Here is a 13,819-nt window from a genome sequence, read left to right on the forward strand (position 1 = left end):
CTTCGGGAAAATGTGTTCGGATAATCGCGGAAGGATAACCTAACCTCCGACTTTCAGGAAGTTAGGTCGAGCATTCGTTCAATCACATGGTCGATCGCCCGCTCCCAGGCGAGGCGAGTCTCTTCACTGAACTCCGAATCACATTCCGCCACTGTCTCGACCAATGCCTTTCGCCAACCAGCGAAAAAACGGCGTTCCACATTCAGGCGCCGGTGTATCTTTCCCAGCATCTCCATGTACATACCCAGTCCCGGCTGACCCTCTGTTGTGTCAGCCAGCATCTCCAGGGTGGTCAGCAACTTCTGCTTGATTTGCGGCATATCCCGGTTATGGAAAAAAGCCGCAACTTCATCGGATTGACCAACAAAGCGGTCATAAAAACGATCAATAAATTGATCGTTCGCTGTGGAGCGTCTGAGACTTTCACGGAAACGTTTCCGGTCGATTTCATTCATTGTGGTGGACACGAAGACTCTCGAATTTGGGTGCAGCCTGCGCACCATTGCAGTAAATGGGTAATAACAGAGTTTCTCACGAAACGGTAAAAAAATTCATCGTTCCTGGCTCAAAGACAATCTCAATTAGTCCTGATCATTTGCCAACGCGTAAATTTCATCCATTATTACTATATAGAAGAACCAGAAAATGGCGGTGAGGCCGCTGTAAGGAGCAGACCATGACAGATCCCGACAACAAAAATCCACTGGACAGACTTACAGACGCTTATGAGGACATTCTTGAGCATGTGCATGATGCCATTGAATCGGCAAAGGAGAATACCATCCCGGGTCTCAAGGACTATTTTGACGATGCCAAGGAGAAAGTCGTCGAACTGGGTGAACTGAGCCGCGAGGAGGCGGATAAGGTCGCAGGTTATGTTGAGCGGGATGTAAAAGATGCTGCGCACTACCTTATTGAGACAGGGGAACAGTTATCCGAGTGGTGGCAGTTTGATGTCCGGCAGGTGGAAGACCGAATGATCGAGATGTTCTCCCGAGTTGCGGATCAGACCAAGCTGGAGCTGAACAAGATCGCTGAACGGGCAAAAGAGGCATCCCGATACCACACCGGCGAGGTCACCGGACCCGGCACACTGATCTGTTCAAGCTGCGGCAAAGAGATGCATTTCAAAAAGACCGGGCACATCCCGCCCTGCTCTGGATGCCACGGTACTGAATTCCGGCGGGCAGGTGAAAAAAAGGATTAAATATCTCCTCCGAAACGAGAGGGAGTAATAAATAAAATTGTGGGAGCGGCCAGTCTTTTTGGCACACCACAAAAAAGGGCCCCCATTTCAGGGAGCCCTTTCTCATCGGGCAATGGATTGAGTGGGGCTACCGCCGCCGCTTTCCAACCTTTTTCTTCTTGGCTGAGGCTTTCTTCTTCCTAGCCACCCTCTTCTTGGAAGAGACTTTATTCTTCCCAGTTGACTTCTTTTTGGAAGACAGCTTCTTCTTTGAGGCCACTTTTTTCCTGGCGGAGACTTTTTTCTTCGCCATCGCCTTCTTCTTGCTGGAGACCTTCTTCTTCGCCGATGCCTTCTTCCTGGTAGACACCTTCTTCCTAGCGACTGCCTTTTTCCTGGCGGAGACTTTTTTCTTCGCCCTTGCCTTCTTCTTGGTGGACACCCTCTTCTTGGCGGCTACCTTTTTCCTGGCTGAGGCTTTTTTCTTCGCCGATGCCTTCTTCTTGGTGGAGACCTTCTTCTTTGAGGTCACCTTTTTCCTGGCGGAGGTTTTCTTCTTCGCCATCGCCTTCTTCTTGGTAGACCCCTTCTTCTTGGCAGTCACCTTTTTCTTGGCAGAGGCTTTTTTCTTCGCCGTCGCCTTCTTCTTGCTGGAGACCTTCTTCTTTGAGGTCACCTTTTTCTTGGTGGAGGCTTTCTTCTTCGCCGTCGCCTTCTTCTTGCTGGAGACCTTCTTCTTGGTAGCTACCTTCTTCTTGGCGGAGGCTTTTTTCTTCGCCGTCGCCTTCTTCTTGGTGGAGGCCTTCTTCTTTGAGGTCACCTTTTTCTTGGCAGAGGCTTTTTTCTTCACCGTCGTCTTCTTTTTGCTGGAGACCTTCTTCTTGGCAGCTACCTTCTTCTTGGCAGCTACCTTCTTCTTGGCGGAGGCTTTCTTCTTCGCCGTCGCCTTCTTCTTGGTGGAGACCTTCTTCTTTGAGGTCACCTTTTTCTTGGCAGAGGCTTTCTTCTTCGCCGCCACCTTCTTCCCCGTAACAACCTTCTCATCGGCCACCGTGCTTTTCTCAGACACTTTCTCCTCAACCACCTCCTCCATCACTGCAACCGGCTCAGACTTGACCACAACAACAACCTCAGGTTCAAACTCCAGCTCGGGTACTGCGGTCTGTTCCGGCTCCATCACTTCATCTTCCTTTTCCGGCAGCAGCGTTTCCGCCTCGACTACAGGAGATGCAGCAACCCCATCCAGAATCTGACAAACGTTTGCAAAGATCTCTTCGATCTCCCCTGCGCCTTCGATCCGACGTAGCTTGCCCTGCTCATCATAATGCTCGATCAGCGGCACGGTCAGGTTGTCATAGACATGCAGGCGATGACTGATGGTCTCTTCGTTATCATCCACCCGCTGATGCAGCTTGCCGCCACACTTGTCGCACACACCTTCGACGATAGTGGGATTGCTGTAGATGTTGTACATCTGACCGCAGGACTCGCAATTGCGCCGCCCCACGAGCCGTTCCATCAGCGCATCGGTTTCAACATGGATGAGTATCGCGAGATCCAAAGGCTGACCCAACTCAGTGAGCATGGCATCAAGGGTCTCGGACTGTTCAAGATTGCGCGGGAACCCGTCAAGAATATATCCCTCCTTCACATCCTGGGCCTGCAGACGTTCCCGGATCATGGCAAGAACAATATTATCGGAAACCAGGTGTCCCGACTCCATTGCCTCCTTGGCCTGTCTGCCTAGTTCAGACTCCGCCGCCACAGCGGCACGCAGCAGATCCCCGGTGGAGATCTGGGGAATCCCGTATTTCCCCACAATCTTTTTGGCCTGGGTTCCCTTACCCGATCCTGGCGCTCCAAGCAGAACGATTCTCATCGCCACTCCCCTTTAAGTTAGTGGTATTTTATGTGTGGCCAACCCGCAGCCAATTTTGGATAAACACCCATGTCCCATACACTGTTGGTAGCGGAAAAAAACGCTGTCCCATGCCCTACACCATCAGCTAATTAGGAAATTCCATGACTGCATCTAAGTTTTGGATTGGCCGCCGTTGATCAGCTTGGGTAAGCTAATATCAGAATACCCCTAAAGTCAACGAAGTTTATGTACTCATCCGGGGCAATCGATTATGCTTCGACCCCCGTGGCCTGGCGACTCTGGGCTTGATTAAATTGACGGACTGCAGACCTTCCCCCCATGCCGGAAATTCCAGATATTACCGACTCAGAGCGCTGGATCATCGATACCACCCTCAAAGAGCGCTACGACCGTGATGTGCCTTTGCAGCTCGCAGACGCTGAGATACGCCTAATGCTCTCAGACAGGGTGCTCACAAGCTGCCCGGTCGTCTACTGGAACGAGGAAGACTGCAACTTCGTGCTGTTCAAGACGGGCGACCGTAAATACCGCTGCCAATTTTTCTACCGGGGATATCAGCAGTACGGCACCGGCGTCCATGAATATGACGATTTGACCGAATGTATCGTCTCCCTGCTGCAGACACAGGCCGATTATGCGGCCAAAGAGCGGGGCGACCTGAAATAACAGTTCCAGACAATATCCATTTTTTCCGCTATTAAATTAGGGAGTTAGCCAGATATGACAGCAAAGAATGCCTTCTACGCCCAATCCGGCGGCGTGACCGCAGTCATCAACTCATCCGCCTGTGGCGTCATTGAGACCTGCCGCAAGCACAGCGACAAGATCGCCAACGTCTACGCCGGCCGCAACGGCATCATCGGCGCACTGACCGAAGATCTGATCGACACCTCCCAGGAGTCCGCTGATGATATCGCCGCACTGAAGACCACCCCTTCCGGCGGTTTCGGTTCCTGCCGCTTCAAGCTGAAAGGCCTGGAGGAGAGCAAGCGTGAATATGAGCGTTTGATCGAGATCTTTAAGGCCCATAACATCGGCTACTTCTTCTACAATGGCGGCGGCGACTCCGCCGACACCTGCTACAAGGTCTCCCAGCTCTCCGAGAAGATGGGCTATCCGGTTCAGGCCATCCACGTACCGAAAACCGTGGACAACGACCTGCCGATCACCGACAACTGCCCTGGTTTCGGCTCCGTAGCCAAATATATCGCCGTTTCCACCCTGGAGGCCTCCTACGACGTGCGCTCCATGGCCGCCACCTCCACCAAGATCTTCGTGATCGAGGTGATGGGTCGCCACGCAGGCTGGATCGCCGCCGCCGGTGCGCTGGTCGAGGACTATGGCATTCCGGTTGTTACTCTGTTCCCTGAGATCGAGTTCGACAAGGAGAAATTCATCGCTGCTGTCGATGCCAAGGTGAAAGAGCACGGCTACTGCACCATCTGCGTCTCTGAAGGCGCCCACTACCCTGACGGCACTTTCCTGGCCGAACAGGGCACTCGCGACTCCTTCGGTCACGCCCAGTTGGGCGGTGCAGCACCGATCGTCGCCAACATGGTCAAAGATGCCTTGGGCCACAAGTTTCACTGGGCTGTTGCCGATTATCTGCAACGCGCAGCACGTCATCTGGCCTCTGAGTCTGACGTCGAGCAGGCCTATGCCCTGGGTCAGGCCGCTGTTGAAAAGGCGCTGGAAGGCAAGAATTCCATCATGCCGACCGTTGTTCGCGAGTCTTCCAATCCCTACAAGTGGAGCATCGGTGAAGCCCCACTGAGCGAGGTCGCCAATGTCGAGAAGATGATGCCGATGGATTTCATCTCCGAGGATGGCTTCGGCATCACAGACAAATGCAAGGAGTACCTCTACCCACTGATCAAAGGCGAGGCCTACCCCGAGTATGACGACAACGGCATGCCCAAGTACGTCACCATGAAGGGCGCCCCTGTGCAGCAAAAGTTGGAAAAATTCGAAATCTAAGGCCAAAAATCGTGGGGGGCTGTTTCAGCGCCCCCACTTTATTTTCGTCTGATTTGATTCGAGTCAAAGATTTGGCATTTAGGAATATTAGAAAGTAGTAGGTCTGCGCGTGGGGAAGCGCAGTCAGCGACCGAAGAAATATCGACCAAAAAACCGTTATCCGATCTATTAATACGTTGAGGAGGGTTCCTACGTGAGTAACGAACTAATTTTTAGTCTGGTCTGTGCCGCTGCTGCACTGGCTTATGGATTTGTTTCCGTCAAATGGATAATTGCACAGCCGGAAGGCAACGAGCGGATGAGAGAGATCGCCGCTGCCATACAGGAAGGCGCCACCGCCTACCTAAACCGCCAGTACACTGCCATCGGCATCGTCGGCGCTGTCATGTTCGTGGTCCTTTTTGCCGCCTTGGGCACAACCACCGCCATCGGCTTCGCCATTGGCGCAGTCTTCTCAGGTGCTGCCGGTTATATCGGCATGAACATCTCGGTGCGTTCCAATCTGCGCACAGCAGAGGCCGCCAACCACGGCATCAACGCCGCACTGCAGGTCGCCTTCCGCGGCGGCGCCATCACCGGTATGCTGGTGGTCGGCCTGGGTCTGCTGGGTGTTGCCGGTTACTATGCCATCCTCGGCCAGATGGGCGTCTCCGACGGTGACGCACTGCACGCACTGGTCGGCCTCGCCTTCGGCGGCTCACTGATCTCCATCTTCGCCCGTCTTGGCGGCGGCATCTTCACCAAGGGTGCGGATGTGGGCGCCGACATCGTCGGTAAGGTTGAGGCAGGCATCCCCGAGGATGACCCACGCAATCCTGCGGTTATCGCCGACAACGTCGGTGACAACGTGGGCGACTGCGCCGGCATGGCAGCTGACCTGTTCGAGACCTACGCGGTAACCGTGGTCGCCACCATGCTGCTTGGCAGTCTGTTGGTCTCCGGTGGCGCTGCAATCACCTACCCACTGGTACTTGGCGGCGTTTCCATCATCGCCTCCGTGATCGGCACCTACTTCGTCCAGGCGAAAGAGGGCGACACCAAGATCATGATTGCCCTCTACAAGGGGCTGGCAGTATCCGGTATTATCGCTGCGGTGGCCTTCTACTTCGTCACTGACTACATGATGAAGGACGTGGTTATCGAAGGCGTGACCAATCCGACCATGGCGCTCTTCGGTGCCGCGATGATAGGGCTTGTATTGACTGCTGCGATGGTAGTGATCACCGAGTACTACACCGCTACCGAGTTCGCTCCGGTCAAACACATCGCCGAGGCATCCACCACCGGTGACGGCACCAATGTCATCGCTGGTCTGGGCGTCTCCATGAAGTCCACCGCTGCGCCGGTGCTGGCAGTCTGTGCCTCCATCTGGGGTGCCTACGATCTGGCAGGCCTCTACGGCATCGCCATCGCTGCCACTTCCATGCTCTCCATGACCGGCATCATCGTGGCCCTGGACGCCTACGGCCCCATCACCGACAACGCCGGTGGTATTGCCGAGATGGCTGAACTGGACGAGAAGATCCGCAACATCACCGATCCTCTGGATGCCGTGGGCAATACCACCAAGGCAGTGACCAAAGGTTACGCCATCGGCTCCGCCGGTCTGGCCGCCCTTGTGCTGTTCGCTGACTACACTCACAGCCTCGACACCCACCTGGGTACTCATGTCACCTTCGACCTCTCCAACCACATGGTGCTGATCGGCCTACTGATCGGCGGTCTGGTGCCCTTCCTGTTCGGCGCCATGGCGATGGAAGCTGTCGGCCGCGCAGCCGGCGGCATCGTCAACGAGGTTCGCCGCCAGTTCCGCGAGATGCCCGGCATCATGGATCACAGCGAAAAGCCTGACTATTCAAAGGCTGTGGACATGCTGACCAAGGCCGCCATCAAGGAGATGATCATCCCTTCACTGCTGCCGATTGCGGTACCGGTGATCGTTGGACTGACCCTCGGCGCTCAGGCATTGGGCGGTTTGCTGATCGGAACTATTGTCACCGGCCTCTTCGTGGCCATCTCCATGACCACCGGTGGTGGCGCATGGGATAACGCCAAGAAATACATCGAGGATGGCAATTTCGGCGGCAAAGGCTCCGATGCACATAAAGCGGCCGTCACTGGTGACACCGTAGGCGACCCCTACAAAGACACCGCCGGTCCTGCAGTCAACCCGTTGATCAAGATCATCAACATCGTTGCGCTGCTGATCGTACCGCTGCTGTAATTTCAGACCTTTGGTTTGATTGAAAAGGGGGGCTTCGGCTCCCCTTTTTTGTTGGGTTTATTTCTGACCCTCAACCAGACATCCCAACAAAAACTTTCCCATGCCATAAAAAGGGGAAATACCCAACAAGCTGGACACCCGCCGCCCATACCCTTAACCTAGCCCAAAATTTCATGGCAATAGATCTATCTTTCAGGTCGATGCTGCCAATCAATAAATACGCTTTACACACTAGGCCGGTATCTATCCGGCCTTTTGCGCCCATAAAGGTAGCAATTTATGAATCTGGACAGAGTCAGTTCCGGCAACAACGTACCCAATGAAATCAATGTCATCATTGAGATTCCTGCTCATTCAGATCCTGTCAAATATGAGCTGGATAAAGAAACCGGCGCAATGTTCGTCGACCGTTTCATGTCCACGGCAATGCACTACCCCTGCAACTACGGTTATGTGCCCCACACTCTCTCTCCGGACGGCGACCCGGTCGATGTGCTGGTGCTTACCCCATACCCCTTGATTCCCGGGTCCGTCATCTCCTGCCGCCCCGTTGGTGTGCTAAAGATGAAGGATGAGTCAGGCGATGATGCCAAGATTCTTGCTGTGCCGATCGACAAGTCCTGCAAATCCTACCGCCATGTGCAAAGCTTCAGGGATTTAGCCGGTGACGTACTCAACCGCATCTCCCACTTCTTTGAACACTACAAAGACCTCGACGAAGGGAAATGGGTGCGCGTTGACGGCTGGTACGGAATCGATGAAGCGAAGGATGAGATTCTATCGAGCATCAAGATGTTCCAGGATGCCCCTGAAAAACCCAATTTCTAACGGGGGCGAACTGGCTATAATGGCCTGCCCCCTCCAAAGCAACCAAAATCCATGAAGATCTGCATTTTATCCGACAGCCATGACCATATCCCCCTGCTCGACGCTGCGGTTGCCGAGGCCAAGTCGCTGGGCGCCGAAGCCGTCCTGCATTGTGGTGATGTTGTCGCTCCCAGCACACTGAAATGCCTGAATAAACACCGTTTGCCAGTACACGTAATACATGGCAACAATACCGGCGACCTCTATACACTGGGGCGTCTCACCAATCATGAGGATAGCGTGATTGAGTATCACGGTATGGATGCCGGGGTGGAACTCGGGGGAAAACGCATCTTTCTGGTGCACTACCCCCATTATGCACGCGCAATGGCTGCAACCGGCAACTGGGATCTGGTCTGCTGTGGCCACAGCCACAAAGTCAAATTTGAAGATCTGCCCAACATCAAGGGCGGCAAGACACTACTGGTAAACCCCGGCACTATCGGTGGCGTCGGAAAATCCGCAGCCACCTACGTCATGGCCGATCTTGGAAGTATGCAGTTTGAGGTCCGCGAGATCTCGAAGAAGATAGAACACGAGGACGATGAGTAACAAACACATGTCTGAACTCACCCACTTCAATGCTATTGGAGAGGCTCATATGGTCGATGTGGGTGATAAAACCGTTACCCACCGCGTAGCCGTCACTGAAGGTCGTATCCAAATGGAGCCTGACACCCTCCAACTGATCATGCAGGGAGGGCATAAGAAGGGCGATGTTCTCGGTATCGCCAGAGTAGCCGGCATCATGGCCGCCAAAAAGACCGCGGATCTGGTACCTCTCTGCCACCCACTGGCACTGACCAAGGTCAATATCGATCTTATCCCTGAGCCAGACGGCAACAGTGTCTACTGCCAAAGCAGGGTAGAGACCCGTGGTCAGACCGGCGTCGAGATGGAAGCACTCTGTGCAACCCAGGTAGCGCTATTGACCATCTATGATATGTGTAAGGCTGTAGATCGCGGTATGACTATCAATCAGGTACGGCTGCTGGAAAAAGCCGGCGGCAAATCGGGACACTGGAAGCGTTCTGAGTAACTACGATCATATTAACAAATGCAAAATAATGTAAAATAACATGAGAGTTTTTTATATTTCTTACCTGCATCTTTTGAACAATATGCCAACCCGAGGAGATACGCCATGGGTGCCTTTGTAGAGTGGTCAGATTCGCTAAGTGTTGGAATCGAAGAGATCGACGAACAGCACAAAATTCTGGTGGATCTGATAAACCGCATGCATCAGGCAATCCACGAGCGCCATGGCAGCGATGCTGTTAAAGGCATTCTCGCAGAACTCGCGGACTACACCCGTATTCACTTTGCCGTGGAAGAGAGCCTGATGCGCATTCTCAACTACCCTGGCTATGAAGAGCACAAAGAGATCCATGAAGAGTTGCTCGGCCACGTTGTCGAGCTCATACAAAAAGTTGAGTCAGGCAAAACCGCCATCGGTTTCGAATTGTTGCATTTTCTCAAGACCTGGCTCACAAAGCACATTATGGAAGAGGACATGCAGTACACCGGGTTCTTTCTTGCCGCCGGCGCCAGTCCTAAATTGAACAAAAAATCCTGGATCAAGCGTCTTTGGGGCAGCTGATCCAGTGGTCATTCAATAAATATAATCAGGATGCGTAGGGTGCGCCATGCGCACCAAAACAAGCCGGAATCATTACATTGATAAAGCACTAGGTATATGAATCCCTTCTACCACCGCGCACAGTTTCTCACCAGCGCGGCCAAGCTCTCTCAAAGCCCCACCGACACAGGTATCGAAGTGGCATTTGCCGGCCGCTCAAATGCCGGAAAATCCAGCGCCCTCAATACTCTATGTCAGCAAAAAAGCCTGGCGCGCACCAGCAAAACTCCAGGGCGAACCCAACTGCTGAACTTCTTTTCACTGGATGAAAACAGGCGTCTCGTCGACCTGCCGGGATACGGCTACGCAAAAGTAGCGGAGGCGGTAAAAAGCCAGTGGCAGGGAGCACTCGCAGACTATCTGGCACAACGGCACTCTCTGCGCGGCCTGATATTGTTAATGGATGTGCGCCACCCGTTAAAGGATTTTGACCGGCAGATGCTGGAATGGAACACCCACCAGAGCCTTCCCACTCACATCCTGCTGACGAAAGCGGACAAGTTGAAACGGGGAGCAGCCAACAGCGCACTCTTGAATGTCAGGGAAACGCTGAAAGAGTACCCTGAGATTACGGTGCAGCTCTTTTCATCCCCAAAGCGCCAGGGTATTACCGAAGTACATCACCTGCTCGACATTTGGTTTGACCTGGACCAGGACGAAACGAAATAAGCCCAAAGAAGTTCGTGACAGGAATTCAACAGGGCAAAAAAGAAGACCCCGAGCACCTAAAGGGGAAAGGCGTCCGGGGTCGATCTTCCCGGATGGGGTCACCGGGAAGGGCGGGCCGCCAAGGGAGGGAAGCAGCCCTATCAGTCGTCGCGACTTGTAAAATAAGACCGATATCGTCAAAGATAGTTCAAAACTGATGGAAAAACAGTCTTCATCGGCACGAAAAAACTTCAACTATTTGTTTTTACTGAAAATAAATTCCACCGGCATCCTATCGCAGAAAAAGGACCAAAACCCCTAAAACGATTTTGATCCATGCTATTTGCGCCAGAAGGCAGGGGTCAGCAGCACCAGCAAAGTAAAGATCTCCAAACGACCAAGAAGCATCGCAAAGCAGAGGATCAATTTTGCAGTGTCATTCAGACTCGCATAGTTGGCGCCAACACCAGCAAGTCCCGGCCCCAGGTTATTGATACTCGCACCCACCGCAGAGAAGGCAGTCATCAGGTCCAGCCCGGTGAATGCCAATGCCATGTACATGACGGTAAAACTTGCCACATAGAGGGCGAAAAAACCCCACACCGCCTCAACGACCCGCCTGGGGATGGTCTTGTCTCCGACCCGGATGGGGATCTGGGCACTGGGGTGGATCAGGCGATTGATCTCCCGCATCCCCTGTTTGATCAGCAGCAGAAAGCGAATCACCTTGATACCTCCGCCAGTGGAGCCGGCACAGCCGCCAATAAAGCTGGTAAAAAGCAGCAGAATCGAAATCACCCCGGGCCAAAGAGAGTAGTCGGTGGTGGTAAATCCGGTGGTTGTGCCGATTGAGACCGCCTGAAACAGCCCCTGGGTAAACGCCTCACTCCAATCGGAGTAGATGCCCATGCCATAGAGCGCAACAACGACCATCAGGGTGACTAACCCAAGCGTTGCGATATAGACTCGGAATTCGGAATCCCCCAGATAGATACTCAGCGACCTGCGCCGGACGACGAGAAAGTGGAGGGCAAAATTAACCCCGGAGAGCACCATGAAGACGACTGCAATCATCTCTATCAGAGTACTGTCAAAATACCCTATGCTTGCGTCGTGGGTTGAAAAGCCGCCAATCGCCACCGTCGAAAAAGCATGACCCAGCGCGTCAAAGGGCGTCATACCCGCCCCCCAATAGGCCAGGGCACAACTGACAGTGAGTCCAAGATAGATATACCAGAGCGCCTTTGCCGTCTCGGTGATGCGTGGCGTCAGCTTACTATCCTTCATCGGCCCTGGGGTCTCCGCACGATAGAGCTGCATGCCACCAATGCCCAGCATCGGCAACACTGCCACCGCCAGGACGATGATACCCATGCCACCAAGCCACTGCAGTTGCTGCCGGTAATAGAGGATCGACGGAGGCAGGTAATCGATCCCGATGATCACTGTTGCCCCAGTAGTGGTAAGTCCGGAGACCGACTCGAAAATCGCATCGGTTATCGTCATGTCCGCACTTTCTGAGAGCATGAAGGGCAAGGCACCGGTCAAACCCAATACGGTCCAGAACATCACCACCACCAGGAAGCCGTCCCGGACCCGCAACTCCTGATGCCGACTGCGCACCGGCGCCCAAATTGCCAGCCCCAACCCCAAGGTCAGGATAAAACCATCGGCGAAACCAATCAGCTCCCCATCGCCAAACCAGAGCGACGCCAGCATCGGCGGCAGCATGGTCAGGCTAAAGAGCATGAGCAGGACACCGAGAATGCGTTGGACGACGGAGAAGTGCATGAAAGAAAGGTTAAAGGTTAAAGGTTAAAGGTTAAAGGAAAACCATCTTGAGCAAGCTTCGGAACACGATGCCTGCCATTGGACTGTAATGAAATCACCACTGTCTTTGTCCTTTCACCTTTTCTCTAAAGAAAAATGACCCCAACCTGGAACAGCTTCTCCACATCCCTGATTTGGCGTTTATCAACCAGAAAGAGGATCACGTGGTCACCGCTCTCGATGGTGGTGTCATGATGAGCGATCAGCACTTCTTCGCCCCGCACCACTGCGCCGATGCTGGCCCCTTTGGGCAGTTTGATCTCTTCGATGGTGCGCCCCACTACCTTGGAGGAACCCCGATCACCGTGAGCCACCGCCTCTATAGCCTCAGCAGCACCCCGCCGCAGGGAGTGTACTACCACGACATCACCCCGCCGCACATGGGTCAGGAGACTGCCGATTGTAGCCAGTTCCGGTGAGATGGCGATATCGATGGGACCACTCTGCACCAGATCCACATAAGCTGCCCGATTAATCAGCGCCATCACCTTGCCGGCGCCGAGCCGCTTGGCCAGCATCGCCGAAAGAATATTGGCCTCATCGTCGTTGGTGACCGCGCAGAAAACATCCGTATTCTCAATGTTCTCCTCCAGCAGCAGATCCTCGTCCGCCGCATCGCCGTGCAGTACGATTGTCTTGTCGAGACGCTCCGCGATCTCACGCGCCCGATCCTGGTCGGATTCGATGAGTTTGACCCGGTATTTCGACTCAAGGGACTGTGCCAGCCGCCTGCCGATATTTCCGGCACCGGCAAAGATCAGCCGTTTATATCGATTCTCCTGCTTGCGCAACTCACTCATCACGGCACGAATGTTTTCTGTGGCGGCGATGAAAAAAACCTCGTCATCCGCCTCGATCACCGTATCGCCCATCGGCTGGATGACCTCACCTTCCCGGTAGATCGCCGCCACGCGGGCATCAGTGTTCGGAATATGGTCATAGAGTGTACGGAGCTTATGCCCGACCAAAGGGCCGTCATAGTAAGCCTTGACCGCTACCAGGCGAACACGTCCCCCCGCGAAGTCGAGCACCTGCAGGGCGCCAGGATACTCCACCAAGCGCAGAATATATTCTGTGACCAACTGCTCCGGACTGATCAGCACATCAACCGGAAATGACTTTTTGGCAAAGATCTCAGGATAGTCGAGATACGCCTGCGACCGGACCCTGGCAATCTTCATGGGCGTGTGGAACAGGGTGTAGGCAACCTGGCAGGCAACCATATTGGTCTCATCACTGTTGGTCACCGCCAGGATCATATCGGCATCCTCGGCCCCGGCACGACGCAATACATCCGGCTGCCCGGCATGTCCCTGCAGAATCCCAAGATCCAGCCGATCCTGCAGCTCCAGCAGCAGGTCGTTGTTCTGATCCACCACAGTAATGTCGTTGTCCTCATGCACCAGGGCATTGGCAACAGAGCGCCCCACCTGTCCGGCGCCAAGAATGATGATTTTCATTATTCGCTCAAGCTTCGGAGTTCACGCCGCCCTAAAATGATGAAGGGCTGCAATGTTTTTATCTGGTAGGGTGCGCCATGCGCACCCTACATTCTGATTCCTGTCC

General features: G+C 53.9%; 13 protein-coding genes. 9 read left to right on the forward strand and 4 right to left on the reverse strand.

All coding sequences use genetic code 11. The features are described from left to right. Positions 1 to 53: 53 nt before the first annotated feature. A complete protein-coding gene (locus HPY30_08105; GenBank protein ID QYZ67960.1) occupies positions 54 to 455 on the reverse strand; it encodes a globin in 402 nt (133 codons plus the stop codon). A gap of 221 nt (positions 456 to 676) precedes the next feature. Between HPY30_08105 and HPY30_08110 the strand changes: the two genes are divergently transcribed. Next, positions 677 to 1,207 (forward strand): zinc ribbon-containing protein, encoded by a 531-nt coding sequence (locus HPY30_08110; GenBank protein ID QYZ65952.1) that lies wholly within the window; start codon positions 677 to 679, stop codon positions 1,205 to 1,207. 127 nt (positions 1,208 to 1,334) lie between these two features. Here HPY30_08110 and HPY30_08115 read toward each other — a convergent pair whose 3' ends face one another. Further along, positions 1,335 to 3,065 carry an adenylate kinase gene (locus HPY30_08115; protein QYZ65953.1) on the reverse strand — a complete coding sequence of 577 codons (1,731 nt, stop codon included), beginning with the start codon at positions 3,063 to 3,065 and terminating at the stop codon, positions 1,335 to 1,337. A gap of 321 nt (positions 3,066 to 3,386) precedes the next feature. Here HPY30_08115 and HPY30_08120 point away from each other — a divergent pair, with 321 nt between their 5' ends. The 8 genes from HPY30_08120 to HPY30_08155 all read left to right on the forward strand — a co-directional run bounded on the left by HPY30_08120 (position 3,387) and on the right by HPY30_08155 (position 10,444). Next, on the forward strand, positions 3,387 to 3,734 hold the full coding sequence (locus tag HPY30_08120; GenBank protein QYZ65954.1) for a hypothetical protein: 348 nt from the start codon (positions 3,387 to 3,389) through the stop codon (positions 3,732 to 3,734). Positions 3,735 to 3,788: 54 nt separating this feature from the next. Continuing rightward, positions 3,789 to 5,045: a 6-phosphofructokinase gene (locus tag HPY30_08125; GenBank protein ID QYZ65955.1), complete on the forward strand. Its 1,257-nt coding sequence runs from the start codon at positions 3,789 to 3,791 to the stop codon at positions 5,043 to 5,045. 193 nt (positions 5,046 to 5,238) lie between these two features. Continuing rightward, positions 5,239 to 7,269: a sodium-translocating pyrophosphatase gene (locus HPY30_08130; GenBank protein QYZ65956.1), complete on the forward strand. Its 2,031-nt coding sequence runs from the start codon at positions 5,239 to 5,241 to the stop codon at positions 7,267 to 7,269. A gap of 279 nt (positions 7,270 to 7,548) precedes the next feature. Continuing rightward, the gene (gene ppa, locus HPY30_08135) at positions 7,549 to 8,097 is read left to right on the forward strand and encodes an inorganic diphosphatase (protein QYZ65957.1); all 549 of its coding nucleotides are present in this window, start codon (positions 7,549 to 7,551) and stop codon (positions 8,095 to 8,097) included. 51 nt (positions 8,098 to 8,148) lie between these two features. Continuing rightward, complete coding sequence (locus HPY30_08140; protein ID QYZ65958.1) at positions 8,149 to 8,688, forward strand: YfcE family phosphodiesterase; 540 nt, start codon at positions 8,149 to 8,151, stop codon at positions 8,686 to 8,688. Positions 8,689 to 8,695: 7 nt separating this feature from the next. After that, complete coding sequence (gene moaC / locus HPY30_08145; protein ID QYZ67961.1) at positions 8,696 to 9,175, forward strand: cyclic pyranopterin monophosphate synthase MoaC; 480 nt, start codon at positions 8,696 to 8,698, stop codon at positions 9,173 to 9,175. A gap of 105 nt (positions 9,176 to 9,280) precedes the next feature. Then, the gene (locus HPY30_08150) at positions 9,281 to 9,736 is read left to right on the forward strand and encodes a hemerythrin family protein (protein ID QYZ65959.1); all 456 of its coding nucleotides are present in this window, start codon (positions 9,281 to 9,283) and stop codon (positions 9,734 to 9,736) included. Positions 9,737 to 9,832: 96 nt separating this feature from the next. Beyond that, positions 9,833 to 10,444 (forward strand): YihA family ribosome biogenesis GTP-binding protein, encoded by a 612-nt coding sequence (locus tag HPY30_08155; protein QYZ65960.1) that lies wholly within the window; start codon positions 9,833 to 9,835, stop codon positions 10,442 to 10,444. A gap of 318 nt (positions 10,445 to 10,762) precedes the next feature. Here the strand turns inward: HPY30_08155 and HPY30_08160 are convergent, their stop codons facing one another. Both HPY30_08160 and trkA read right to left on the reverse strand, forming a co-directional pair. Next, positions 10,763 to 12,214 carry a potassium transporter gene (locus HPY30_08160; GenBank protein ID QYZ65961.1) on the reverse strand — a complete coding sequence of 484 codons (1,452 nt, stop codon included), beginning with the start codon at positions 12,212 to 12,214 and terminating at the stop codon, positions 10,763 to 10,765. A 125-nt stretch (positions 12,215 to 12,339) separates the two neighbouring features. Then, positions 12,340 to 13,713, reverse strand: coding sequence for a Trk system potassium transporter TrkA (gene trkA, locus HPY30_08165; protein ID QYZ65962.1), 1,374 nt, complete (start codon positions 13,711 to 13,713; stop codon positions 12,340 to 12,342). Positions 13,714 to 13,819 lie beyond the last annotated feature (106 nt).

The organism is Gammaproteobacteria bacterium (ex Lamellibrachia satsuma) (assembly GCA_019623805.1).
Classification (GTDB): Bacteria; Pseudomonadota; Gammaproteobacteria; order Chromatiales; family Chromatiaceae; genus QGON01.